Origin of the sequence: Bradyrhizobium sp. HKCCYLRH2015 (assembly GCF_051168215.1) — a bacterium.
Classification (GTDB): Bacteria; Pseudomonadota; Alphaproteobacteria; order Rhizobiales; family Xanthobacteraceae; genus Bradyrhizobium.
The window spans coordinates 455,338-480,048 of record NZ_JBNPUO010000003.1; the positions used below are offsets into that span (position 1 = coordinate 455,338).

Annotated in this window: 27 protein-coding genes; 19 read left to right on the forward strand and 8 right to left on the reverse strand. The window is 65.0% G+C overall.

The window, feature by feature from the left end; translation table 11 throughout:
* The first annotated feature begins 27 nt into the window (after window positions 1-27).
* From urtB to ACQR1H_RS10130, 14 genes are all read left to right on the forward strand, one after another.
* On the forward strand, window positions 28-1,641 hold the full coding sequence (gene urtB / locus ACQR1H_RS10065) for an urea ABC transporter permease subunit UrtB (protein ID WP_409997975.1): 1,614 nt from the start codon (window positions 28-30) through the stop codon (window positions 1,639-1,641).
* Window positions 1,638-2,801 carry an urea ABC transporter permease subunit UrtC gene (gene urtC / locus ACQR1H_RS10070; RefSeq protein ID WP_434892683.1) on the forward strand — a complete coding sequence of 388 codons (1,164 nt, stop codon included), beginning with the start codon at window positions 1,638-1,640 and terminating at the stop codon, window positions 2,799-2,801. The genes urtB and urtC overlap by 4 nt, the downstream gene beginning before the upstream one ends.
* A gap of 4 nt (window positions 2,802-2,805) precedes the next feature.
* On the forward strand, window positions 2,806-3,567 hold the full coding sequence (urtD, locus tag ACQR1H_RS10075) for an urea ABC transporter ATP-binding protein UrtD (protein ID WP_434892682.1): 762 nt from the start codon (window positions 2,806-2,808) through the stop codon (window positions 3,565-3,567).
* A 3-nt stretch (window positions 3,568-3,570) separates the two neighbouring features.
* The gene (gene urtE, locus ACQR1H_RS10080; protein WP_315804705.1) at window positions 3,571-4,266 is read left to right on the forward strand and encodes an urea ABC transporter ATP-binding subunit UrtE; all 696 of its coding nucleotides are present in this window, start codon (window positions 3,571-3,573) and stop codon (window positions 4,264-4,266) included.
* A gap of 58 nt (window positions 4,267-4,324) precedes the next feature.
* Entirely contained in the window at window positions 4,325-5,161 is an 837-nt protein-coding gene (locus ACQR1H_RS10085) for an urease accessory protein UreD (RefSeq protein WP_434886773.1), read from the forward strand.
* 48 nt (window positions 5,162-5,209) lie between these two features.
* The gene (locus tag ACQR1H_RS10090) at window positions 5,210-5,512 is read left to right on the forward strand and encodes an urease subunit gamma (protein ID WP_015669637.1); all 303 of its coding nucleotides are present in this window, start codon (window positions 5,210-5,212) and stop codon (window positions 5,510-5,512) included.
* 124 nt (window positions 5,513-5,636) lie between these two features.
* Window positions 5,637-5,942 (forward strand): urease subunit beta, encoded by a 306-nt coding sequence (locus ACQR1H_RS10095; protein ID WP_315804707.1) that lies wholly within the window; start codon window positions 5,637-5,639, stop codon window positions 5,940-5,942.
* Window positions 5,943-5,945: 3 nt separating this feature from the next.
* The gene (locus ACQR1H_RS10100; RefSeq protein WP_315804708.1) at window positions 5,946-6,485 is read left to right on the forward strand and encodes an HD domain-containing protein; all 540 of its coding nucleotides are present in this window, start codon (window positions 5,946-5,948) and stop codon (window positions 6,483-6,485) included.
* 54 nt (window positions 6,486-6,539) lie between these two features.
* On the forward strand, window positions 6,540-8,255 hold the full coding sequence (gene ureC, locus ACQR1H_RS10105; protein ID WP_316216463.1) for an urease subunit alpha: 1,716 nt from the start codon (window positions 6,540-6,542) through the stop codon (window positions 8,253-8,255).
* Between the two features lie 47 nt (window positions 8,256-8,302).
* Window positions 8,303-8,602, forward strand: a complete 300-nt coding sequence (locus ACQR1H_RS10110; RefSeq protein ID WP_172243535.1) for a putative quinol monooxygenase — start codon at window positions 8,303-8,305, stop codon at window positions 8,600-8,602.
* Window positions 8,603-8,644: 42 nt separating this feature from the next.
* The gene (locus ACQR1H_RS10115; protein WP_316216465.1) at window positions 8,645-9,256 is read left to right on the forward strand and encodes an urease accessory protein UreE; all 612 of its coding nucleotides are present in this window, start codon (window positions 8,645-8,647) and stop codon (window positions 9,254-9,256) included.
* Window positions 9,243-9,965, forward strand: a complete 723-nt coding sequence (locus tag ACQR1H_RS10120) for an urease accessory protein UreF (protein ID WP_434907551.1) — start codon at window positions 9,243-9,245, stop codon at window positions 9,963-9,965. The genes ACQR1H_RS10115 and ACQR1H_RS10120 overlap by 14 nt, the downstream gene beginning before the upstream one ends.
* 69 nt (window positions 9,966-10,034) lie before the next feature.
* Window positions 10,035-10,658 (forward strand): urease accessory protein UreG, encoded by a 624-nt coding sequence (gene ureG / locus ACQR1H_RS10125; protein ID WP_315804711.1) that lies wholly within the window; start codon window positions 10,035-10,037, stop codon window positions 10,656-10,658.
* Between the two features lie 293 nt (window positions 10,659-10,951).
* Complete coding sequence (locus ACQR1H_RS10130; protein WP_434907497.1) at window positions 10,952-12,607, forward strand: CHASE domain-containing protein; 1,656 nt, start codon at window positions 10,952-10,954, stop codon at window positions 12,605-12,607.
* A 126-nt stretch (window positions 12,608-12,733) separates the two neighbouring features.
* Here ACQR1H_RS10130 and ACQR1H_RS10135 read toward each other — a convergent pair whose 3' ends face one another.
* Both ACQR1H_RS10135 and ACQR1H_RS10140 read right to left on the reverse strand, forming a co-directional pair.
* Window positions 12,734-13,282, reverse strand: coding sequence for a sigma-70 family RNA polymerase sigma factor (locus tag ACQR1H_RS10135; protein WP_006612137.1), 549 nt, complete (start codon window positions 13,280-13,282; stop codon window positions 12,734-12,736).
* Window positions 13,283-13,519 (reverse strand): NepR family anti-sigma factor, encoded by a 237-nt coding sequence (locus tag ACQR1H_RS10140; RefSeq protein WP_315713837.1) that lies wholly within the window; start codon window positions 13,517-13,519, stop codon window positions 13,283-13,285. It abuts the gene before it with no gap.
* A 195-nt stretch (window positions 13,520-13,714) separates the two neighbouring features.
* Between ACQR1H_RS10140 and ACQR1H_RS10145 the strand changes: the two genes are divergently transcribed.
* A complete protein-coding gene (locus tag ACQR1H_RS10145) occupies window positions 13,715-14,518 on the forward strand; it encodes a response regulator (protein ID WP_315713838.1) in 804 nt (267 codons plus the stop codon).
* Window positions 14,519-14,599: 81 nt separating this feature from the next.
* Here ACQR1H_RS10145 and ACQR1H_RS10150 read toward each other — a convergent pair whose 3' ends face one another.
* The gene (locus ACQR1H_RS10150; protein WP_434907498.1) at window positions 14,600-15,055 is read right to left on the reverse strand and encodes an energy transducer TonB family protein; all 456 of its coding nucleotides are present in this window, start codon (window positions 15,053-15,055) and stop codon (window positions 14,600-14,602) included.
* Between the two features lie 375 nt (window positions 15,056-15,430).
* Here ACQR1H_RS10150 and ACQR1H_RS10155 point away from each other — a divergent pair, with 375 nt between their 5' ends.
* Entirely contained in the window at window positions 15,431-15,871 is a 441-nt protein-coding gene (locus tag ACQR1H_RS10155) for a hypothetical protein (protein WP_316238172.1), read from the forward strand.
* Window positions 15,872-15,928: 57 nt separating this feature from the next.
* On the opposite strand, the gene ACQR1H_RS10160 is transcribed toward ACQR1H_RS10155, so the two are convergent.
* From ACQR1H_RS10160 to ACQR1H_RS10170, 3 genes are all read right to left on the reverse strand, one after another.
* Entirely contained in the window at window positions 15,929-16,372 is a 444-nt protein-coding gene (locus tag ACQR1H_RS10160; RefSeq protein WP_315804715.1) for a hypothetical protein, read from the reverse strand.
* A gap of 103 nt (window positions 16,373-16,475) precedes the next feature.
* Complete coding sequence (locus tag ACQR1H_RS10165) at window positions 16,476-16,847, reverse strand: DUF883 family protein (RefSeq protein WP_316177254.1); 372 nt, start codon at window positions 16,845-16,847, stop codon at window positions 16,476-16,478.
* An 80-nt stretch (window positions 16,848-16,927) separates the two neighbouring features.
* The gene (locus tag ACQR1H_RS10170) at window positions 16,928-18,046 is read right to left on the reverse strand and encodes an AI-2E family transporter (protein ID WP_315804717.1); all 1,119 of its coding nucleotides are present in this window, start codon (window positions 18,044-18,046) and stop codon (window positions 16,928-16,930) included.
* A gap of 223 nt (window positions 18,047-18,269) precedes the next feature.
* Here ACQR1H_RS10170 and ACQR1H_RS10175 point away from each other — a divergent pair, with 223 nt between their 5' ends.
* Both ACQR1H_RS10175 and ACQR1H_RS10180 read left to right on the forward strand, forming a co-directional pair.
* Window positions 18,270-19,022, forward strand: a complete 753-nt coding sequence (locus ACQR1H_RS10175; RefSeq protein WP_316216469.1) for a L,D-transpeptidase — start codon at window positions 18,270-18,272, stop codon at window positions 19,020-19,022.
* A 15-nt stretch (window positions 19,023-19,037) separates the two neighbouring features.
* Complete coding sequence (locus tag ACQR1H_RS10180) at window positions 19,038-19,697, forward strand: DUF2865 domain-containing protein (protein WP_315804719.1); 660 nt, start codon at window positions 19,038-19,040, stop codon at window positions 19,695-19,697.
* 13 nt (window positions 19,698-19,710) lie between these two features.
* On the opposite strand, the gene ACQR1H_RS10185 is transcribed toward ACQR1H_RS10180, so the two are convergent.
* Entirely contained in the window at window positions 19,711-21,804 is a 2,094-nt protein-coding gene (locus ACQR1H_RS10185; RefSeq protein WP_434907499.1) for a methyl-accepting chemotaxis protein, read from the reverse strand.
* 175 nt (window positions 21,805-21,979) lie between these two features.
* Between ACQR1H_RS10185 and ACQR1H_RS10190 the strand changes: the two genes are divergently transcribed.
* The gene (locus ACQR1H_RS10190; protein ID WP_315804721.1) at window positions 21,980-22,135 is read left to right on the forward strand and encodes a Thivi_2564 family membrane protein; all 156 of its coding nucleotides are present in this window, start codon (window positions 21,980-21,982) and stop codon (window positions 22,133-22,135) included.
* Window positions 22,136-22,199: 64 nt separating this feature from the next.
* On the opposite strand, the gene ACQR1H_RS10195 is transcribed toward ACQR1H_RS10190, so the two are convergent.
* The gene (locus ACQR1H_RS10195) at window positions 22,200-24,362 is read right to left on the reverse strand and encodes a malate synthase G (protein WP_434907500.1); all 2,163 of its coding nucleotides are present in this window, start codon (window positions 24,360-24,362) and stop codon (window positions 22,200-22,202) included.
* Window positions 24,363-24,711 lie beyond the last annotated feature (349 nt).

Below are 24,711 nucleotides of genomic sequence, written 5' to 3' on the forward strand. Positions count from 1 at the left end.
CTCCTGAACTCCTGCCGGGGTTGTCCAGTGCCTGCTGTTTTTCTGGCGATCATTCGCCGTCTGCTTGTTTTGCTCGCCCTGATCGCCGTTTCCGTTCCCGCCTTCGCAGCCAGTTTCGAAGAGTCGGTCGCGAAGCTCGCGAACGATGATTTCTCGGACACGGACGAGGCCGTCGGCGAGATCGCGGTGTCGGGCAACCCGCTGGCTTTTCCGATCATCAGCGCGCTCCAGGACGAGCGGCTGATGTTCGATGCCGAAACCAAGAAGGTCTATGTCAAGCAGACCGACGGCAAGATCATCGATGCCGCGACCGGCGCTGCCGTCGACAAGCTTCCGGACAATGCCGCGGCGGTCAGCCTCAACAACCGGCTCCGGCGCAGCGTGGATGCTGCGCTGGGTGGCCTGACGCTGTTGTCGCCGGATACCAACACACGCCTGACCGCCGCCAAATCGGTGTTTAAGTCGCATGAGGAGGCGACCCTGCCGACGGTGGAATCGGCGCTCGCCAAGGAAACCAATCGCGCGGTCAAGCAGGCGTTGACCGAGGCGCGGGCTGCCATCCTCCTGTTCAAGTCCGACGCGAGCGAGGTGGACAAGCTTGAAGCGGTCGCCACCATCAGGTCGCGCGGCGACCAGGAGGCGCTTGCGCTGCTGACCGAGATCAGCGGCGGCGACCAGCCGGCCACCGTCACCAAGGCTGCTGCCAGCGCGATCTCATCGATCCAGAGCTCGCTCGCAATCTGGTCCGGCGTGCAGAACGCCTGGTACGGCCTGTCGCTCGGCTCGGTGCTGCTGCTCGCCGCCATCGGCCTCGCCATCACCTTCGGGGTGATGGGCGTCATCAACATGGCCCATGGCGAGATGGTGATGCTCGGCGCCTACACCACCTTTGTCGTGCAGGAGGTCATCCGCACGCGGTACCCGGCGCTGTTCGACTATTCGCTGCTGATTGCCGTCCCGCTCGCCTTCCTGGTCGCCGGCGCGATCGGCGTGCTGATCGAGCGCACCATCATTCGCTTCCTCTACGGGCGTCCGTTGGAAACCTTGCTCGCGACTTGGGGCCTGTCGCTGATCCTGCAGCAGGCGGTGCGCACGGCGTTCGGTCCGACCAACCGCGAGGTCGGCAATCCCTCCTGGATGAGCGGTGCGTTCGAGCTCGGCCAGATCACCATCACCTACAACCGGCTCTGGATCCTCTGCTTCACGATGGCCGTGTTCGCCATCCTGCTGGCGATGCTGCGCTACACTGCGCTTGGTCTGGAGATGCGCGCGGTGACACAGAACCGGCGCATGGCGGCCTCGATGGGCATCGCGACCTCGCGGGTCGATGCGCTCACCTTCGGGCTCGGCTCAGGCATTGCCGGCATCGCCGGCGTGGCGCTGTCGCAGATCGACAACGTCAGCCCGAACCTCGGCCAGAGCTACATCATCGATTCCTTCATGGTCGTGGTGTTCGGCGGCGTCGGCAATCTCTGGGGCACGCTGGTCGGCGCCTTCACGCTGGGCATCGCCAACAAGTTCCTGGAGCCGGTCGCCGGCGCCGTGCTCGGCAAGATCGCGATCCTGGTGCTGATCATCCTGTTCATTCAGAAGCGCCCGCGCGGCTTGTTCGCGCTCAAGGGCCGGGCGGTGGAAGCATGATGCCGCACGTCCTCACCCGGTCGCTCGATCGCGCCGCAACCATCTTCGTGCTCGTGGTCGCCGCCTGCGGCGTGCTGATCCCGCTGTCCAACCTGCTGCTGCCGGCCGGCTCGGCCTTGCAGGTGCCGACCTATCTGGTCGCGCTGTGGGGCAAATATGTCTGCTACGCGATCCTGGCGCTCTCGATCGACCTGATCTGGGGCTATTGCGGCATTCTCTCGCTTGGCCATGGCGCGTTCTTCGCGCTCGGCGGCTACGCGATGGGCATGTATCTGATGCGCCAGATCGGCACCCGGGGCGTCTATGGCAACCCGATCCTGCCGGACTTCATGGTGTTCCTGAACTATTCCAAGCTGCCCTGGTACTGGCACGGCTTCGACATGTTCTGGTTTGCAGCTTTGATGGTGCTCGTGGTGCCCGGCCTGCTCGCCTTCTGCTTCGGCTGGCTCGCCTTCCGCTCGCGCGTCACCGGCGTGTATCTGTCGATCATCACCCAGGCGATGACCTACGCGCTGCTGCTCGCCTTCTTCCGCAATGATTTCGGCTTCGGCGGCAACAACGGCCTGACCGACTTCAAGGACATTCTCGGCTTCAACGTCCAGGCGGAAGGCACCCGCGCCGCGCTGTTCGCGCTGAGCTGCCTTGCGCTCATTCTGGCGTTCCTGATCTGCCGGGCGGTCGTGTCATCGAAGCTCGGCAAGGTGCTGATAGCGATCCGCGACGCCGAGTCGCGGACGCGCTTCCTCGGCTACCGCGTCGAGTCCTACAAGCTGTTCGTGTTCACGCTGTCGGCCTGCATGGCCGGCGTCGCCGGCGCGCTCTACGTCCCGCAGGTCGGCATCATCAACCCCTCCGAGTTCGCGCCCGGCAATTCGATCGAGGCCGTGATCTGGGTCGCGGTCGGCGGCCGCGGCACGCTGGTCGGGGCTGCGCTTGGCGCCGTCGTCGTGAACTACGCCAAGACCTTCTTCACTTCGGGCGTGCTGGCGCCCTACTGGCTGTTCATGCTCGGCGCATTGTTCGTGCTCGTCACTCTGCTGTTGCCCAAAGGCATTATCGGCACCTTCAATTCCTGGTGGGATCAGCTCGGCAGCAGGAGGCTGAACGCCAAGAGCGCCGCCCGCGAGGACGGCGTCACCGAACCCAAGATGGCGGAGTGAGCGCATGAACGTGATGGACACCCGCGCGACGTCGTCGCTGCTCTATCTCGACGGCGTGCACGTCTCGTTCGACGGCTTCCACGCCATCAACAATCTTTCGCTGACGCTCGAGTCCGGCGAGATGCGCGCCATCATCGGCCCGAACGGTGCCGGCAAGACCACGATGATGGACATCATCACCGGAAAGACCAAGCCCGACGAGGGCACGGTGCTGTTCGACGGCAAGACCGACCTGACCCGTCTCGACGAAACGCGGATCGCCGAGCTCGGCATCGGCCGCAAGTTCCAGAAGCCGACGGTGTTCGAGAGCCAGTCGGTCGAGGACAATCTGCTGCTTGCGCTCAATGTCGACCACAGCGTCAAGGGCACGCTGTTCTGGCGCGGCTCGAGGGGCGAGGCCGAGCAGATCGACCGGGTGCTCGAGACGGTGCGGCTCAAGGATGCCCGACGCAAGCTCGCCGGCAGCCTCTCGCACGGCCAGAAGCAGTGGCTGGAGATCGGCATGCTCCTGGCACAGGACCCGAAGCTGCTGCTGGTCGACGAGCCGGTCGCCGGCATGACCGACGTCGAGACGCATCAGACGGCTGAGCTGCTCAAAGAGATCAACAAGGATCATACCGTCATGGTCGTCGAGCATGACATGACTTTCGTTCGCGAGCTCGGCGTCAAGGTCACTTGCCTGCACGAAGGCACGGTGCTGGCCGAGGGCACCATCGATCAGGTGTCGTCGAACGATCGGGTGATCGAAGTGTATCTGGGACGCTAGGCGATGTTGGACGTCAAGGACATCAACCTCTATTACGGCGCCGCCCAGGCGCTGCGCGGCGTCTCGATCGCGGCGGAGCCGGGCAAGGTCACCTGCGTGCTCGGCCGCAACGGCGTGGGCAAGACCTCGCTGCTGAGGGCGCTGGTCGGGCAATATCCGCTGGCGTCGGGCAGCATCACCTTCGATGGCGCCGACATCACCCGCCTGAAGCCGTATGAGCGGGCGCGCAAGGGCATCGGCTTCGTGCCGCAGGGCCGCGAGATCTTCCCGCTGCTCACGGTCGAGGAGAATCTCAAGACCGGCTTCGGGCCGCTGAAGCGGGCCGATCGCAGCATCCCGGACGACGTATTCTCGCTGTTTCCGGTGCTGGAATCGATGCTCGGCCGCCGCGGCGGCGATCTTTCCGGCGGCCAGCAGCAGCAGCTTGCGATCGGCCGCGCCATGGTGATGCGGCCGAAGCTCTTGCTGCTGGACGAGCCGACCGAGGGCATCCAGCCGTCGATCATCAAGGACATCGGCCGGGCGATTTCGTACCTCCGCAATCTCGGCAACATCGCCATCGTCCTGGTCGAGCAATATCTCGACTTTGCCTGCGAACTCGGCGACAACTTCGCCGTCATGGATCGCGGCGCGGTGAAGTTCACCTGCACCCGCGCCAATCTCGACCAGGCCGAGATCAGCCGCCAGATGGCGCTGTGATCATCACGTAGCTTCTCGACGCGGTCTCGCCCGCGTCTGGTCCCAGGGGAGGGGATCGATGTGGGCCGATCCCGCCAACGCCGCTGCCGACATCTTCGAAGCCAACCGCGCCCGCGGCGCGGTGCGCTTCGACGTGCGGCTGCAGGACGACGTGACGCGGCGCCATCACCTGCATGAATCCGGCTCGCTGCGCGTCCGCTTTCCCTCGCCCGAGGACGACGGTCTGTCGGCGATGTTCGTCAACACCGCAGGCGGAATCGCCGGCGGCGACCATTTCGCGATCGAGGTCGCGGCGGGCGAAGGCAGCCGAGTCACGCTGTCGAGCGCCGCGGCCGAGAAGGTCTATCGCGCGCCGGGCAAGCCAGCCGAGCTCGATATCGCGCTGACGGCTCATGCCGGCGCGCACATCTCGTGGCTGCCGCAGGAGACCATCCTGTTCGACCGCGCCCGCATTCATCGCCGCATCGACATCGACCTCGCCGACACCGCCTCGCTATTGTTGTGCGAGATCGTCGTGTTCGGCCGCACGGCCATGGGCGAGCGCATGCGCGAGGGCGAGTTCGTCGATCGCTGGAGCCTCAAGCGCGGCGGCAAGCTGGTGTTCGCCGAGACAGTCCGCCTCGACGGCGACATCGGCGACAAGCTGGCGCAGCCCGCGATCGCCAAGGGCGCCGCGGCCATCGGGACTGCGCTGATCGTGCCCGGCGACGCCGCGCTGGTGGAGCGCATCAGGGAGAGCCTGCCGGCGTTTCGGGGCGAGGCCGGACTGTCCGCCTGGAATGGATTTGCAATGGCGCGCTTCTGTGCCCAAGATGCCGCGAGCCTGCGCGCCGACATGATGGCGGTGCTCGGCTGCGCATCGGCCGGACCGCTGCCGCGGCTGTGGCTCAACTAGACGTTTACCAACTGACGATCATTAGAAGACGATCACCAGAGAGTCCGCATGAACCTGTCTCCCCGCGAAAAGGACAAGCTCCTGATCTCGATGGCCGCCATCGTGGCCCGTCGCAGGCTCGAGCGCGGCGTCAAGCTGAACCATCCCGAAGCGGTCGCGATCATCTCCGACTTCATTCTGGAAGGCGCGCGTGACGGCCGCACCGTGGCCGAGCTGATGCAGGCCGGCGCCCAGGTCCTGACCCGCGATCAGGTGATGCCGGGCATCCCCGAGATGATCCACGACATCCAGGTCGAGGCGACGTTTCCGGACGGCACCAAGCTGGTCACGGTGCACGAGCCGATCCGCTAAGTTCTTGCACGTCATTCCGGGGCAGCCCGCAGGGCTGAATCCGGAATCCAGAGATTGTCTGCAATCGATTTTGAGATTCCGGGTTCGGTCCTGCGGACCGCCCCGGAATGACGGAGAAAGACACATGATCCCCGGCGAATTTTTCATCCAGGACGGCGAGATCGAGCTCAATGCCGGCCGCAAGACCGTGACGCTGTCGGTCGCCAACACCGGCGACCGGCCGATCCAGGTCGGCTCGCACTACCATTTCTTCGAGACCAATCCGGCGCTGAAGTTCGACCGCAAGAAGGCCAGGGGCATGCGCCTCGACATCGCAGCCGGCACGGCGGTGCGCTTCGAGCCCGGCCAGACCCGCGAGGTGCAACTGGTCGCGCTCGGCGGCAAGCGCACGGTCTACGGCTTCCGCGGCGACGTGATGGGCAAGCTGTAGACGATGCTGACCGGATTGCGCCTCGTCTCCGAAGCGGCCGAGCTGGCGGCGCGCCGTCATGCCGGCCAGCAGCGCAAGGGCCGCGACGAGGAGCCGTACATCAATCATCTCGCTGAGGTCGCCAACATCCTCGCGGTCGCCTGCAACGGCGAGGACGCCGAGCTCGTCGCGGCCGGCTGGCTCCACGACAGCATCGAGGACACCGACACCAGCCACGACGAGCTGATGCAGCGTTTCGGCTCGCGCGTCGCCGGGCTGGTCGAGGAGGTCACCGACGACATGACCCTGCCGAAGAGCGAGCGGCGCGCGGTCCAGGTCATCGCGGCTCCCGGCAAGTCTGATGGCGCCAAGCAGATCAAGATCGCCGACAAGATCAGCAACATCCGCGCCCGCATTGTGTTCGAGCCGGATCTCGAGCAGCAGCTCGAGCTGATGGAGTATCTTGGCTGGGCCGAGCAGGTCGTCGCAGGCTGCCGCGGTGTGAATGTGGCGCTGGACGCGCTGTTCGACGAGACCGTTGCGAACGCGCGGGGGACGCTGTGAGCGGACCGTCGGCGTTGCGAGAACAAGACAAGCAGAGCTAATTGGGGGCCAACGATGTCCGTCAAGATCAAGCGTTCCGTCTACGCCGACATGTTCGGTCCCACGACCGGCGACAAGGTCCGGCTCGCCGACACGGACCTGATCATCGAGGTCGAGAAGGACTTCACCGTCTATGGCGAGGAGGTGAAGTTCGGCGGCGGCAAGGTCATCCGCGACGGCATGGGCCAGTCGCAGGCGACCAACAAGCAGGGTGCCGCCGACACCGTCATCACCAATGCGCTCATCGTGGACCACTGGGGCGTCGTCAAGGCCGACGTCGCGATCAAGGACGGCATGATCTCGGCGATCGGCAAGGCCGGCAATCCCGACATCCAGCCCGGCGTGACCATCGTGATCGGCCCGGGCACCGACGTGATCGCGGGCGAGGGCAAGATCCTCACCGCCGGCGGCTTCGACAGCCACATCCACTTCATCTGCCCGCAGCAGATCGAGCATGCGCTGATGAGTGGCGTCACCTCGCTGCTCGGCGGCGGCACCGGTCCGTCGCACGGCACCTTCGCGACGACCTGCACGCCCGGCCCATGGCACATCGGGCGGATGATGCAGTCGTTCGACGCCTTTCCGGTGAACCTCGGTATTTCCGGCAAGGGCAACGCCTCGCGGCCCGCGGCGCTGGTCGAGATGATCAAGGCCGGCGCCTGCGCGCTGAAGCTACATGAGGACTGGGGCACGACGCCGGCGGCGATCGACAATTGCTTGTCAGTGGCTGACGACTACGACGTCCAGGTGATGCTGCACTCGGACACGCTCAACGAATCCGGCTTCGTCGAGGACACGATCAAGGCCTTCAAGGGCCGCACGATCCACGCCTTCCACACCGAAGGCGCCGGCGGTGGCCACGCGCCTGATATCATCAAGGTTGCGGGCCTGAAGAACGTGCTGCCGTCGTCGACCAATCCGACGCGGCCGTTCACGCGCAACACGATCGATGAGCATCTGGACATGCTGATGGTGTGTCACCATCTCGATCCGTCGATCGCCGAGGATCTCGCCTTTGCCGAAAGCCGCATCCGCAAGGAGACGATCGCGGCCGAGGACATCCTGCACGATCTCGGCGCGCTCTCGATGATGTCATCGGATTCTCAGGCGATGGGCCGGCTCGGCGAGGTCATCATCCGCACATGGCAGACCGCCGACAAGATGAAGAAGCAGCGCGGCGCGCTGCCGCAGGACAAGGGCCAGGACAACGACAATTTTCGCGTCAAGCGCTACATCGCCAAATACACGATCAACCCGGCGATTGCGCATGGCGTGTCGAAGCTGATCGGCTCGGTCGAGAAGGGCAAGCTCGCCGATCTCGTGCTGTGGTCGCCCGCCTTCTTCGGCGTCAAGCCCGACTGCGTCATCAAGGGCGGCACCATCGTCGCAGCTCCGATGGGCGATCCCAACGCCTCGATCCCGACGCCGCAGCCGGTGCATTACCAGCCGATGTTCGGCGCGTTCGGCAAGTCGCTGACGGCCTCCTCGGTGATCTTCACCTCGAAGGCTGCCGTCACCGGCGGGCTCGCGCGCAAGCTCGGCCTGTCCAAGAAGCTCTACGCCGTGCAGAACACCCGCGGCAGGATCTCGAAGAAGAGCATGATCCACAACGACGCGACGCCGAACATCGAGGTCGATCCGGAGACCTATGAGGTCCGCGCCGATGGCGAGCTCCTGACCTGCGAGCCGGCCGAGGTGCTGCCCATGGCGCAGCGCTACTTCATGTTCTAAGCTCCGCCCGGTACCCAGAACCAGAAACGTACCGGGAGGATTGCTGCGTGATCTATGTCGTTGCCACCTTGACCATCAAGCCCGAAACCCGTGCGGAATTCATTGCCGCAGCGACTGCCTGCATTGCGGGGACCCGCAAAGAACCCGGCAATATCGCTTATGATTTGCATGAGAGCGTCACCGACCCGAGCAGGATGGTCTTCGTCGAGCAGTGGGAGAACGCCGAGGCCTTGGTGCCGCACCGCGCGACCGAGCACATGAAGACGTTCGGGCGCGTCGCGGTCAAATGCATGGCGGCCCCGCCGAAGATCGAGATCATTACGCCTGAGAAGGTCGATGTCCGCTGAGCGGAATAAGAGTGAGCGGAATAAGAGAATGAGAGTTTCAGCATGATCCGCGCGACACGCGTGCTCGGGCAGCATCGTTGGAAAGAGGCCGCCGCCGATTCCGTCCTGCTCGATTTCGATGACCGGCACCGGCGGCGGCTGGTGATGACCGGAACGCGTGGGCTGGAGTTTCTGCTGGACCTCGAGCACGCCACCGCCTTGCGCGGTGGCGATGCCCTGGTGCTGGAGGACGGCCGGCTGATCGAGGTCGTGGCGGCGGCCGAGCCGCTGCTCGAGATCCGGGCTTCCGATCCGCATCATCTGGTGCGGCTCGCCTGGCATCTCGGCAACCGGCACCTGCCGACGCAGCTCATGCCCAAGAGCCTGCGCATTCGCCGCGACCACGTGATCGAGGCCATGGTCAAGGGCCTCGGCGCGCGCGTCATCGAGATCGAGGCGCCGTTCGATCCGGAGGGCGGTGCTTACGCCGAGCCCAGCCATGCGCATGGCCATGATGATCATGATCACCACGGCCACGATCATCATCACGATCATGACGGGCACGATCACGCGCATCACGACCACGGCCATGCACATGATCATCACGTGCATGACGAGCACTGCGGCCATGACCATCACGATCACGGTCATTCCCATGCTCATGAGCACAAGTGAGGAGGGGGCTCGGCCGGATGCGATCAGCGCCACGGATCCGGCTGCGCTGTATCGGCTGCTGACGTGGCTGTCGCCGGCGTTTCCGATCGGCGGCTTCTCCTATTCGAGCGGCATCGAATGGGCGGTCGAGGCGGGCGACATCGGCGATGCGGCGGCGCTGCGCGGCTGGCTCGCGACGATGCTGACGAACGGTTCCGGCTTCTGCGACGCGGCTTTCCTCGCGCACGCCTATCGCGCGGTTGAGCTCGACGATATGGCCAGCCTCCGCGAGGTGGCCGAGCTTGCGGCTGCTTTCGTACCGTCGCGCGAGCGTCAGCTCGAAACCACGGCGCAGGGCCGTGCCTTCATCGAGATCGCGCGGTCCGCCTGGAACTGCGCAGGCCTCGACGAGGCGGTGGCACGATGTGCGAGCATCGTCTATCCGGTCGCCGTGGGGCTGGTCGGCGCTGTTCACGGCGTTCCTCTGGGACCCCTGCTGCACGGCTTCCTGCACGCCCTGACGTCGAACTGGATTTCCGCCGGCAGTCGTCTCGTACCGTTGGGGCAGACCGACAGCCAGCGCGTGCTCGCCGCGTTGGAGCCTGTCGTCGCTGCGGCGGCGGACCGCGCCCTGCTCGCCTCGCTCGACGACATCGGCGGCGCAACATTCCGCGCCGATCTCGCAAGCCTTCATCACGAGACGCAATATACAAGGCTGTTTCGGTCGTGATGAAGCGGGGCAACGGCTGCTCCGATCACGGCCCCGCGCGGTCGCGCGCACGACAGAAGGGTAAATGACATGGCATCGTCTCACGGTCCGCTCCGCGTTGGCGTCGGTGGCCCGGTCGGGTCCGGCAAGACTGCGCTGATGGATCTCCTGTGCAAATCGATGCGGGAGCGCTACGACATCGCCGCGATCACCAACGACATCTACACCAAGTGGGACGCGGAGTTTCTCGTTCGCTCGGGATCGCTCACCCCGGATCGTATCGCCGGCGTGGAGACCGGCGGCTGCCCGCACACTGCGATCCGCGAGGACGCTTCCATGAACCTCGCCGCAGTGGCCGACATGCGGGCCAAGTTTCCCGGACTCGACCTGGTGTTGATCGAGTCGGGCGGCGACAACCTCGCGGCAACGTTCTCGCCGGAACTCGCCGATATCACGATCTACGTCATCGACGTCGCGGCGGGCGACAAGATCCCGTCGAAGGGCGGACCGGGTATCACCCGCTCCGACCTTCTGGTGATCAACAAGATTGACTTGGCACCCCATGTGGGCGCTTCTCTGGAGAAGATGGAGACGGATGCCAAGCGCATGCGCGGCGCACGGCCCTTCGTCATGACCAATCTGAAGAAGAGCCAAGGGCTTGACCGGATTATCGGCTTCATCGAAGCCAAGGGCGGTCTGAAGCCGTCGGCCTGAGCGCCGGGACTGATCTGCGTCGCAACGTTCTTCGTTGCTCGATGCGTCTGCTGCAATGACAGACGCAAAAAAGCCTCATCCGGCCGGAACAACTTGAGCCCTCGGGTGTTTCCTCGACCCGGGGTGCGCCTTGCCCAAGGCGTCTCGGCGCCGATGCACCGGTATCCTGGGATCGCTATCCACTGATCGCTCCGATCACTTCCGATCGCCCCGAGGTGCGTCCTTGAGTTGCAGGCCCGGTTATTGGATGACTCGTCTCCTCCTTCGCCAACCCTTTACTTCAGAGTAAACGAGTGCTCCGGCTGGGTGTCATCATCGGTTTGATCGCGCTGGTCGGGACGGCGCTGTCCGGCTTGGCGGCCTATCGCGTCCACGACCAGGAGCTGGCGCTCGATCGCATTGCGCTCGCCCGTGCCATCGACGTCCATGCCAGCCTCGTCCAGGACCGGCTGACCGAACGTGAGCTGCTGGCCCGGGTGGCCTCCGGGCTGTTCCGCGCTCCCTCGGTGATCAAGGCCAATATGCTGGAGCCGCTGCGATCGTCGATCTACGCGTTCAAGACCGACTTCGTGGTGGCATCGTGGATCGCGCGGCTGCGGCCGGATGAGCTCTCCATCGCGCAAGCCGAGCTGCGCCAGGCTGGCTTCCCGAATCCAACCATTCGCAATTTCGACGACACGCCGCTGGGGCCGAACGTCGATCGTCCGTTGGACGTTCTGATGGATCTCGAGCCACGCAATGCCGAGACCTCGAAGCTTCCCGGCATCGCACTCGACCGGCAGCCGATCGTCGGACCGATGCTTGCGCGCGCCATGGCCGAGGGCAAGCCGGTCGCTTCCGACCCCACCCCGCTGGTGCGGAGCGACGGTCCGATCGGGATCGTGCTGGCAGCCCCGGTCGTCCCGCAAGGTGCCACTGCTCCGGCGGGCTTCGTGACGTTTTCCTACGAGATCGGGCCGCTGCTGCTCACCAATGACGATCTGTCGTTGTTCTCGGTGGCGTTGAAGGATCCGCGCAACGCCTCGGACGAGCTGGTTGCCAATGATCAGGGCGCGGTGACGAGCCGGACCCGGGGGCCGGACGATCCTGCTCCGTCGTCGACCCGCACCGTCGCCTTCGGCAATCACGACTGGTCGCTGGTCTATTACGCCAAGAGCAATGCGGTCCGGCGTGCGCAACAGACCGCGGCGATCGTCGGCGTCATCGGGATGGCGCTGACCGGTATCATCTGCGGCCTGTTCGGCTACGTCGCCTACAATAATCTGCGCCTGAGTCGCGAAATCCAGGTGCGGATCGGCTTCGAGCGCCGACTGACGGCGGTCATCGACGAGCTGAACCACCGGGTCAAGAACATCCTGGCGGTGATCCAGTCCATCGTGACGCGCACGCTGCGTCATGGCAGCGACATCGATGTCGCGCGCGAGCTGCTGATCGGGCGGATTCATGCGATGTCGAACGTCGTCACGCTGCTCAGCGAGAGTCAATGGCAGGGCGTGCAATTGCGCGGACTGTTCGAAGCTCGCGCCATCCCGCATGCCGACAGGATTGCGGTCAACGGACCCGACATCACCGTGAGCGCGCGTGCCGCGCAGAGCCTGTCGCTGCTGTTCTTTGAACTCGCCTCGCACTCGGACGAAGGCCTCTCGCTGGTGGGAAAGCACCCGCACATCACCGCCAAATGGGAGGTGACTGGCGAGGAGCCGAATGCCGTCTTCCACTTCCGTTGGGAGGAATTGAACACCAGTGAAGCAACGCGGCGGCCGGACAGCGATTTCGGACTGATCCTGCTCGATCGCGTTGCGCCGGAGGCGCTCGGCGGCACGTCAAAGCGCTTCTTCACCGAGGCGAGCTATGTCTATGAGCTGAGCGCGCCGATGGAGACGGTCATCGACATGACCGAGCGCGATCGGACCGAGCAGTTCTCCGCACCACTGCATCCGGCGCGATAGCCGCAGCGCTGGTCGGCGAACAGGCTGCCGGGGCGTACGATCCCGGGCACAAGAGATCAACAACAAGAAGAGGCGGCTCGCTGAGGAGCCGCCTCTTTGCTGGTTCGTTTGCGACGGCTTGGCTGATCAGCCGCCGCTGCCGCCGATCACCGCCCGCACGGTCTCGTCCGGGCCGAAATCCTCGGCGCCTTCGACGTAGAGCAGCGCTGCCAGCTTCGAGCGCGCGCGGTTCACGCGGCTCTTGATGGTGCCCACCGCGCAGCCGCAGATCGCTGCCGCATCCTCGTAGGAAAAGCCCGATGCACCGACCAGGATCAGTGCCTCGCGCTGGTCCTGAGGCAGCTTCTCGAGCGCCGCGCGGAACTCCTCGAACTCGAGATGCGCGCCCTGCGAGGGATGTGTCTTGAGCGTCTTGGCGTAGTTGCCTTCGGCATCTTCCACTTCGCGCCGACGTTTGCGGTAGTCGGATCGGAACAGGTTGCGCAGGATCGTGAACAGCCAGGCAGGCAGATTCGATCCCGGTTGAAACGAGTCGATGTTGGCCAGCGCCCGGAGCAGGGTTTCCTGCACGAGGTCGTCGGCACGATCGCTGTTACCACTCAAGGAAATCGCAAATGCGCGAAGGCTGGGGACGGCCGCGAGGATATCGTCCCGCAAGGAATCAGTGAGAGGCATTCACTCCCTCCCGTCGGTTTGGTCGTTGGATCCCCCGCCGTTCTCCACGTGGGACTGTGCTGCCGGCGCATCAAGCTTCCGCACCAGATCCGCGAAACGGTCCGGCACTCCCTGACGGACGACGTCGTCGTACATCGCGCGGAGTTGATGACCGATTCTGGATTGAATTTCCGCGTTCAGTCCGCCGGGCTTGCGCGGTGCCGCATTCTTGCTGGCTTGAGACTTTACATCTTTCATGACCTTTTCCACGTTTCCCCGAGAGTTAAGTCCCTGAAGCTTCAAGAATTATTCTCGCCACCGAGAGGGTCTGTCGGGAACTAATGCGACGGGGCGATAAAAGTTCCACGCGTTTGGGGAACTTTTCGTCGGTTCAGGCGTAATCAGCGCATTATGGAACCCGGGCGGAAGCCCAGATGACCGAATGGAGTGGGGATGAGCCGATCACAGCTTGTTGCTGAACATTTGCCGCTGTTGCGCCGGTATGCGAGGGCTCTCACCGGCAGCCAGGGTTCCGGAGACGCTTATGTCGGAGCGATGCTCGAGGCCCTGATTCAGGATCCGGCGCTGCTGGACGAGCGCTATGGACCGCGGGCGGCCCTGTTCCGCCTGTTCACGCAGATCTGGAATTCGGTAGCGCTCAACGACGACGCAGAAGTGGCGACCCTGCCGATGCCGCCGGAACGGCGGCTCTCGAATATCACCCCCTTACCACGCCAGGCCTTCCTGCTGCTCTCGCTCGAGGGTTTTCCCGAGGAGGAAGTGGCCTTCATCCTCGACATCGACGTCGCTGAAACCCGCCGGCTGGCGGATGCTGCCGGACGGGAACTCGCCGCCGAAATCGCTACCGATGTGCTGATCATCGAGGACGAGACCTTCATCGCGATGGACCTCGAGAGCCTCGTCAAAAATCTCGGCCACAACGTCATCGGCGTGGCCCGCACTCATGCCGATGCGGTGGCTCTCGCAAAGAACAAGAAGCCCGGTCTGATCCTGGCTGATATTCAGCTCGCCGATGGTTCGTCCGGCCTGGACGCTGTCAACGAGCTTCTGCGCACCTTCGAGGTACCGGTGGTCTTCATCACCGCCTATCCGGAGCGCTTCCTCACCGGTGAGCGGCCCGAGCCGGCGTTCCTCATCTCCAAGCCGTTCCAGCCGGCCATGGTGTCGGCGGTGGCGAGTCAGGCGCTGTTCTTCCAGCGCAATTCGCGCAACCGGATGCCGAAGCCGGCAGCCTGATCAGGCCACGCGTGCACGATCCTGTTCCGGCGCGTTCCTCGTGGAGCGCGCCGGCTTCTTTTGCAGCATCGAATTGCGAGATCAGTAGCCGCGGCACACCCCGCCGAGTCGTGCCTTCAGGACCGCGTCACTCGGATCGATGTCCGTCTGCAAGATTTGCGACGTCCGCCGGGGCGCGAAAACGATCGGCACGAGAAACGTCAGATCCCCATCCGCCAGCTCCGGCGGAGGTGGGGCAAATGGCTGGGCGCGCCGGACCATGGCGAGCGCCTCCTGGTCAAGCGCGGGATCGCCGGTCGTTTCCGCCAGCACCGCCGAGATGAGATGACCCTCGCGGTCGATGTGGAACAGGACCTTGGCCGTCCCGCCCTCATCCGAAGCCCGCAGTGGATAACGGCGCTGAATCTTCAATTGTGCGACGAGATTCTTGATCCAGGTATCCTTGGCGCTCTCAGCCGCTCCCATCGCGGGAAACAGGCACAGGAGAGCCAGCGCTAGCCCAAGCCCCTTCCGCACGCCATCCAACGAGCTCAGCATCTCCGCCCCCATGCGCGGACGATGAACGTGGCCGCGCCACTGCCACATATACCTCAGGGGAAAAGCGGATAAAGCGCCGGGAATGTCGGGCTGGGATCCGATCGAGCAGATGGATCAGAAAAGAATGCGGGGCACCGCCGGCATCACCACGGCGGTGCCCCGCGTCGCCGGTCAATGGGGCAGGGGGAATAACCGGCTGCCGAGATGACGCGCGACCCGAAAAGTCGTTCCGCGTGAGATCGAATTTTTTGACGCCACCAATTTGAAGAATGTCGCCGCAGTTTACACACGGTTAAGTGATTTGCCCGACCGAGAACCCAGTTCCTGCGACTTACGTTGGTATGCCGATCGCCTTGCGGCGAGGGGAGCAGAGACATGTCGCAGACCAGGAAGGTTATCGTTTTGGGTTCGCTTGCGGCTTCCGCAATGCTCGTGGGTGCAATGCAACTGGCCTCCGGCCATGATCTTGGCGCCAACCTGCCGCTTCAGAACTCCGCCCGCGAGACGATCGTCGCGACCGCGAACGACGTGAACCGGGCCGCCAAGTCTGACCGCGCGCAACAAAGCGGTACTGTGGCGCCGTCACAGACTGTGTCGATCAAGCTGGCAGCCTTCGCGGAGACGTCCTTCCTGGTGCGGCTTCCCGTCAACCCCGCCGCTGTGAGCGCGGGCTCGTTGCCGTCGCCGCAGGGATCGCAGCTCATCACCACCGGCAACGAGCGGCAGGGCGTCAAGCATCCGGTGGCGTGCGAGCCGTCGGTGTCGGTGCTGACGGAGATCGCCAAGCGCCTGCAACCGGGACGGTGTGTGACTTAGTTGATAGCAGCTTGCACCCGATCCGCCGCCTAAGCACTCGATCAACGCCTTGGATCCTCACTCTGCGGGCGTTTGCTCCTCCGCCGCTGGGCGGCTGACCATGAATCCGAGCGCCAGACCGCCGACGGCCAGAATGGGAATCAGCCGCTTGATGCCGATCATGCGGACGATCTGCAAGCCGCTGGCCAGCAGCATCGGGTCTGCAAAAGCCGATTGGACTGCCGACCGCGCCGTTTCCGCGCTTCGCGCGGCACGGCTCTCGATCGCGCGCTTGCGCGCCATGTAGCTGATCGCGGCGATCAACGTCACCACGAAGAAGATGGCGGCACCGGTGAGGCACGCGGCCACGAGCCCGTATCGATCCAGGACGGCGACGAAAGCGGCGGCGCACAGAAAGCTCGTGGTTACGAACAGTCCGACCGCTGCAGCGATTGCGAGCGACGTGAGCCTAACGGCATGCCCGGTCGATTCCTGGAAGTCCGCAATCAGGCGCTGCAGCATGTCATTCCCTCCCGATCTCATTCATCTGCGCAACAGACTCAAATCGGCGCCGAAGACGCGGCGCCGAAACGAGACAAGCCTCTGGATTTCAGGGGCCAAATCCTCAGCGTCTCCAGGCGGCGCCGATGAGAAATCCAAGTCCGAGCGCGAGACCCACGGTGGCGAGCGGACGCTGGGAGATCACGTCCTCGAGGCGCTCCTCCAGCGAGTTCGCGGCCTCCTGGGCCGCACCAAACATGGCCGTGCCGCGCTCGGACATGTCGTCGAACGTCTGGTCCGCGTTCTCGCGCGCCTGTCGATAGCCGCTGCGGGCCTGCTTGCTCGCCTGCCCGGCGAAAGCATTCAGCGCGTCGGTGATCTGTTCGGTGAGAGCTGCGATATCGTTTTTCACGGCGTGGACATCCTTCTGCAGGCGTTCGTAGTTCGCTTTGTCGACGAGATCTTTCAGGGCGGTCTCACCGTCAGTCGGTGGCATGGCAAGCTCCCGGAGCAAGGTGATTGCGTCTGCTCGACAAACGCGGGGTCTCAGCCGAAGTTCCGACGCTGGAAACCGAATTAGTCCGCCGGCAGTTGCGGCGTATCGTCCGGCAGCAGATGCTCCTTGACGATGAGGGCGACGATCAGCAGCGGCGAGGCGAGGAAGGCTCCCATCGGGCCCCACAGCCAGGTCCAGAATGCCAGCGCAATGAACACCGCGAGTGCGTTGAGCGCGAGCCGCCTGCCGATGATGGTCGGCGTGACGAAATGGCCTTCCATGAAGGTGATCACGGCGAAGATGGCGGGCGCGACCATGCCGGCGCTCAGGGTCGGGAATGCGACCGCGCCGACCAGGACGAGCACCGCAAACATTGCGATCGGGCCGATGATGGGGATGAAGTTCAGCGTCGCTGCGAGCGCGCCGAGCCCGGCGGGGTTTGGCATGCCGGCGATGGCGCAGGCGAGGCCTGCGGCGATGCCGACCCCGGTGTTGATGAGCGTGACCGTCAGCAGATAGTTGCCGAGGTGCAGTTCGAGCTCGTTCAGGATGCGCAGCGTCCGAAGCCGGGCCTCATGATCACCGAAGGTCATGATCAAGGTGCGCCGCAGGTCCCGCCAGCTCGCGATGAACAGCACCAGCGTGGCGAAGAACAGCAGGAATTCCGTGAAGGTCGGCGACAGGAATTCGATCGTCGGCTGAACCCAATCGAACTTGGGCAGCTCCAGGCTGGTCGAGGCCTGCCCGCTTCCACCGCCGATCGCCGCCTGCATTTCGTGCCACAGCGCCAGCGGCCGATCGAAGACGTGCAGCTTGGCCTTGAGCGTCGTGGCGAGCTCGGGAAGGCGATTGGTCCAGTCGAGGACCGGCGCCGAGATCAGGCCGATGATGAAGGCCAGTCCCGCGGCAACGGCGATCACGATTAGCACGGCGCCGACGCCGCGCGGCACGTGGTGGCGTTCGAGAAAGTTGGCGGCCGGCGACAGCATGGTGCCGACCACGAACGCCATCACGATCGGCAGAAAGAACCCGCGGGCGACGTAGAGAACGCCGGTGACACAGATCGCGGTAAGAATCACGAGCGCGATGGCGACGACTTCGGCCCGCCTGATCACAGGAGGAAGCTCGTGGCGGCTTTCATCCAGCGCCGCGCCTTCGCTCCCGCTCGCGAGCAGCCGCTCGGTGGGAAGTACTCGCACCATAGGTCCCCCCCGATCGGGTCGTTCGCGCACAGTTCGCGTGATGACGTTATTCTTTCCCCTAACTGGCGAGACGGCGCCGGGTTCCGTCGCGAGAACGTGACAGCCTCTACGCTTGACTGACGCAGGGCGACCACAGCGGAGCCGGAACTGCGGCGAGCCGTTCGGCGTTTGGAAGGCAATCACGCATCGCACCGCGATGCTCGTCTGACAGGGGCACTCCATGACACAGCTCGTTTCCGGCCATCGCAACCTTTCGCGGCGGACCGCTTCGCTGATCGTCGGCGTCGCGGTTCTTCTCGTCGCGGGTCCCGCCGCGTCTCACGCGCAGAGCCTCGGCTATGCGCCGGTCGAGCAGCAGCAGGCGTTCCCGCCCGACCAGGCGACTGCACCCGCCGTGGAGCAGGACGAGGACAGCCAGCTTCCGGACCGGCTGCGTCGCACGATCGTCAATCTGGATACGCGGGAAGCGCCGGGGACGATCATCATCGATACCGCCAATACCTACCTGTACTACGTGCTCGGCGGCGGTCGCGCGCTGCGCTATGGCGTTGGCGTCGGGCGCGAGGGCTTCACCTGGTCGGGTGTGCAGACGGTGACCCGCAAGGCGGAATGGCCGGACTGGCATCCGCCGGCGCAGATGATCGCGCGCCAGCCCTATCTGCCGCGTTTCATGGCTGGCGGCCCGGGCAATCCGCTCGGCGCGCGGGCCATGTATCTCGGCTCCAGCGAGTATCGCATCCACGGCACCAACGATCCGACCACGATCGGCAAGTTCGTGTCCTCGGGCTGCATCCGCCTGACCAATGAGGACGTGAGCGACCTGTTCAGCCGCGTGCAGGTGGGGACGAAGGTCGTCGTGCTGCCCAAGGCCGCATCGCTGCAGGCGCGCGCGAATTTCGACCGGGCGCCGCGCGTGACCTCGCTGCCGTCGGGGCGTCAGGCGATGTCGCTGCCGGTCTCGGCCATCAACTGATCTGGGAGTGGGACGATGAAAGGTCGACGTGCACTCGCCGCGATCGCAGTGGCAACCATGGCAACCGCGGGTGCGTTGGCAGCGCCGACCTCGGCGGGGGCGCAGGATTTCTTCTCCGCGCTGTTCGGCGGCTTCAACGCGCCGCAGCGCCAGGCGCCCTACATCCGGATGCCGTTCGCCGACGAGGCGCCACCGGCGCCACGGCCGGCCCCGCGCGGCGATGTCAGCTATCGCGGCGGCAGCAGCAGCGTCGCCTGGTGCGTGCGCACCTGCGACGGGCGCTACTTCCCGCTCGGAGCCACCGGCGACCAGAGCAAGGAAGCCGCCTGCAACAGCTTCTGCCCGGCGGCCAAGACCGAGATCGTCTACGGCAGCTCGATCGACGCCGCCGAGACGGATGGCGGCAAGCCATATTCGGCGCTGCCCAACGCCTTCAAGTATCGCACCGAGATCGTCGACGGCTGCACCTGCAACGGCAAGGACCAATTCGGCCTTGCCAAGGTGTCGATCGACAACGACCCCACCTTGCGCAAGGGCGACGTCGTCGCCAGCGACGACGGCCTCAAGGTCGCCAACCGGACCGGCAGCGGCAAGCGTGCCGAGCTGAACTTCTCGCCGGCGCCCGCGGCACTGCGCGCGAAGTACGAGCGCGCGCCGGTGATGGCATCCGACTGATCCTGCGAGGTCGTCAGGCCGCGCGGATCTTGCCGAGGAAGTCCGTGACCTGATGACCGAGATTCCTGCTCTGGCTCTCCAGCGTCTCTGAGGCATTGCGCACGTTGTCGGCGGCCGCCGCAGCGGCATCGGCGTCCGACTTCACGCCGGTGATGTTGTCGGAGACGTGCTTGGTGCCGTCGGCCGCGAACTGGGTGCTGCGCGAGATTTCCTGCGTCGCCGCCCCTTGCTCCTGCACCGCCGCGGCGATCGCGGTCGCCACCTCGTTGACCTCGCCGATGATGCCGCCGATGCGCTTGATCGCGTCGATCGCGTCATTGGCGACACGCTGGATGTCGGCGATCTGCTCCGAGATATCGTCGGTCGCCTTTGCGGTCTGGCTCGCCAGCGTCTTCACCTCGGAGGCGACGACGGCGAAACCCTTGCCGGCCTCGCCGGCGCGCGCCGCCTCGATGGTGGCGTTCAGCGCCAGCAGATTGGTCTGCGAGGCGATGCTGTTGATCAGCCCGACCACCTCGCCGATCCGGTTCGCCGACTGCGCCAGCCCCTGCACGGTGCCGTCGGTCATGCGGGCCTGCTCCACCGCGCGGCTGGCGATCCCGGCCGCATGCGACGCCTGCTTGCTGATGTCGGCGATCGAGGCGTTCAATTCCTCCGCGGCGGAGGCCACCGTCTGCACGCTCATCGAGGCATCGCTGGAGGCCTTCGAGGCCTCCTCGGCGCGGGCGTTGGTCTGCCGCGATACGTTGGTCAGGCCGGCGGACGTCGCCTGCATGTCGGTGGAGGCGCGGCCAAGCTGCTCGAGCGAATCGCGCACCAGCCCCTCGAATTCGCTCACATAGCTTTCGATCGCCCGCTGGCGCGCAACCGTCGTTTCGTTGCGTTGGCGCTCCTGGGCCTCGATCGCGAGCTTGTCCTTGGCCTGCTGCTTGAACGTTTCGAGCGCGCCCGCCAGCGCCCCGATCTCGTCCTGGCGCTGCATGTAGCCCGTCTCGACGCTGAGGTCGCCGCCCGCAACCGCCAGCATGGCATCGCGCATTCTGTTGAGGGGCTGGATCACCCGGCGGCTCACCAGCATCAGCGCGGCGCCGCCGATCCCGGTCGCCGCGATCAGGAGGCAGAGTTCGATGCCGAGGGTCCGCATGGCGGCCGCATGCTGCTCCTCGATATAGGTCCTCGCGGTTTCAAGCGCGGTCTCGGCGACCGCAACCGCGGCATTGAGGCGCCCGACGGTGAACGGGCTCCATTTGTTGGCCACCATCTCCGGCGTCTCGCCGTTCGCGATCGCATTGACGAGGCGATCCCTCAGCGCGGTGTATTCCGCGTCGAAATAGGCCTTGCGTGTGGTCTCCAGCGCGGCGGTCATCGCGGCCGGCCATTTCGCGCCGGTGGTCGCCAGTTCGAGCGCCTTCCATGCGGCCTCGGCGCCGCCGACCGCCTTGGTATAGTTCAGCCGTGCCTCGGGCGTGATCTTGCCTGCGGCGAGCCCGTTCGAAACCAGGAAGGAGGCGTCGCCGGCGGTGTTGCGCAGCAGCCATGCGATCTGCTTGATCTGCAGCAGCTGATCGATGGTCGGGTCCGCATGGTTGACCTCGGCGGCGAGGATGGCCTGGATCTTCTCCAGCGTCTCCAGCAGCCTGTCCTCGGTCTGCATGTATTCCTTGCCGAGCGCCAATCGGCGCGACGCCTTCGGCTTGGCGACCTCCAGCCAGAATTCCTTCTGCTGATCGCTCAGCGTCGTCAGCAATTGCTGGAATTGCGAGAGCAGCGCCGCCTTGTCGGCAAACGCGATGCCCGGAAGGATGCCGAGCGCGCGTCCCATGGACGGCATGGCAACGTCACGCAGGCCGCGGACGTATCGCTCAGTCTCCGGTTCGACCTTCTCGTCCACGGTCACCATGCGGTTCGAGGTGGAGCGGTCGGCCCGCAGCTTGTCCATCGCCTTGAACATGCTTTCGGAGGCATCGACGATGGAGGTGATGCGCGCAGTGAGCTTGAGCTGCTGCCACGAATAATAGGCCCGCGAGGCGAACAGGCCGACAAACAGGCATGCCGTCACAAGGATGATAGCCTTCAACGTCGTGGAAATGGTCAGGCGGTTCAGCATGTTGATCTCCGATTCACCGTATCTGACCGCAAACCGGTAAAAATCTGGATGAGGGGTGGCTCCGTGGAACTACGGAGGCGGCCCAGAGGGCTCACGGTTCCGGGTGCGGAACTACCAGCCCGCAAGCGGGTTAGCTGACCAACGCCAGCGCATCTTTCTCGCCAAGGGGCTCGTCATGCTGATCAGTGCACTCGTCACCTTTCTCGTCGTCATCCTCATTCTCTATTTGATCAACCTGCTGCCGATCGACGGCCGCGCCAAGCAGATCTGCCGGGTCATCGTCATCGTGCTCGGTGTGATCTCGCTGCTCCGCTTCATCGCGGTGATATGATCCGGCATCATGTTACCTTCGACTGATCAAAAAAAGCCCCGGCGGATGGCCGGGGCTTTTCGCATCAGGCGTTTGCCTTCGCCTCGCGCCGCCGCGCCGTGAGGATGTATTCGGTGTAGCCGTTCGGCTGGGTGCGGCCTTCGAACACGAGGTCGCAGGCCGCCTTGAACGCCACGCCGTCGAACGACGGTGCCATCGGCTGATAGAGCGCATCGCCGGCATTCTGCTTGTCGACCACGACGGCCATGCGCTTCAGCGAGTCCATCACCTGCTCCTTGCTGACCACGCCGTGGTGCAGCCAGTTCGCGAGATGCTGGCTGGAGATGCGCAACGTCGCGCGGTCCTCCATCAGGCCGACATCGTGGATGTCCGGCACCTTGGAGCAGCCGACGCCCTGGTCGATCCAGCGTACGACGTAGCCGAGAATGCCCTGGCAGTTGTTATCGATCTCCTGGCGGACGTCGTCCGGCGCCCAGTTCGAGTTCGACACGGGGATGGTGAGGATGTCGCCGAGCTTGGCGCGCGGGCCACCCTTGGTGAGCTCGGCCTGGCGGGCGTGCACGTTGACCTGGTGATAGTGCAGGGCATGCAGCGTGGCCGCGGTCGGCGACGGCACCCACGCCGTGGTGGCGCCGGCGGAGGGATGGCCGATCTTCTGCGCCAGCATGTCCGCCATCTTGTCCGGCGCCGCCCACATGCCCTTGCCGATCTGGGCATGGCCGGGGAGACCGTCGATCAGGCCCATGTCGACGTTCCAGTCCTCATAGGCCTTGATCCAGGGTTGCGCCTTCATCTCGTTCTTGCGGATCATCGGACCCGCTTCCATCGAGGTGTGGATCTCGTCGCCGGTGCGGTCGAGGAAGCCGGTGTTGATGAAGACGATGCGCTTCGACGCCTGCTGGATGCAGGCCTTGAGGTTGACCGTGGTGCGGCGCTCCTCGTCCATGATGCCGACCTTCATGCTGTTCTCCGGCAGGCCGAGCATCTTCTCGACGCGCGCGAACAGCTCGACCGTCAACGCGACCTCGTCCGGGCCGTGCATCTTCGGCTTGACGATGTAGATCGAGCCGGTGCGGCTGTTCTTGACCTTGGAGAGACCCTTGAGGTCATGCATCGCGAGCAGGCCGGTGACGGCGGCGTCGAGAATGCCCTCCGGCACCTCCTTGCCCTCGGAGTCGAGCACGGCGTCGGTGAACATGTGGTGCCCGCAATTGCGGATCAGCAGCAGGCTGCGGCCGTGCAGCGTGAGGCTGCCGCCGGACGGCGTGGTGTAGCTGCGGTCGCTGTTCAGCGCGCGGGTGAGTGTCTTGCCGCCCTTCTCGAAATCGGCCGACAGGGTGCCGTTCATCAGGCCGAGCGTGTTGCGGTAGACCAGCACCTTGTCCTCGGCGTCGACGGCGGCGACCGAATCCTCCATGTCGAGGATGGTCGAGACCGCGGCTTCCAGGATCATGTCGGAGACGCCGGCCGGATCGTCCTTGCCGATGACATGGCTGCGGTCGATCACGACCTCGACGTGCAGGCCGTTGTTGGCGAGCAGGATCACGGATGGCGCCTCGGGCGTGCCGTGATAGCCGGCGAACTGCGCGGCGTCCTTCAGTGCGGTGGCGTTGCCGCTCTTCAGTTTGGCCGATAGCTGGCCCGCGATGACGCTATAGGACGTGACGTCGGTGTGGCTGCCGGTGGCGAGCGGCACGGCGGCGTCGAGGAACGCCTTGGCCTTGGCGATCACCTTGTCGCCGCGGGCTTTGTTGTAGCCCTTGCCGGCTTCGCTCGGGTCATGCGGGATGGCGTCGGTGCCGTAGAAGGCGTCATACAGCGAGCCCCAGCGCGCATTCGCCGCGTTCAGCGCGTAGCGGGCGTTGGTGAGCGGCACCACCAGCTGCGGTCCGCAGATCTTGCCGATCTCCTCGTCGATATTGGCGGTCTCGACCTTGTGGGTCGCCGGCTCCGGCAGCAGGTAGCCGATCTCCTGCAAAAACGCCGTGTAGGCGCCGAGGTCGAAGGCCTTGCCCTTGTTGGCGAGGTGCCAGGCGTCGATCTTGTCCTGCAGGGCGTCGCGGAAGGCGAGCAGCTCGCGATTCCGGGGGCCGAGATCGCGCAGGATCGCGGCCACGTCGGCCCAGAACGCGTCCGGATCGATCCCGGTCTTCGGCGCGGCCTCCTTGGCGATGAAGTCGAACAGAACGGGGGCGATCTTCAGTCCATGGGCGTCGATACGGGTCATGATGAGACGTTTCTCTCGAAAAAGGGCGACGTTGCGCGCGAATTGGGCATGCTGAATGGCCGCCTCGAAGGCGGCGTGTGCAGTGCATTTAGCGCCAAAGCGGAGGTCACGAAAGGGGGGAGGGGTATCGCAGTTGGTCGGGGGAGGGCGTCGGTTCCGAGATCGGGGGCGAGGGGCCGATCCTGTCGATCCGGTGTTGCGGAAGTCCGCGGCATTTGCTCCGGCCTCCGCCGTCGTTGCGAGGAGCGAAGCGACGACGCAATCCAGACTGTCGCTGCGGAGATGGTCTGGATTGCTTCGCTTCGCTCGCAACGACGCCTGAGGTTGCATCTCGCTGCTCATTTGGATC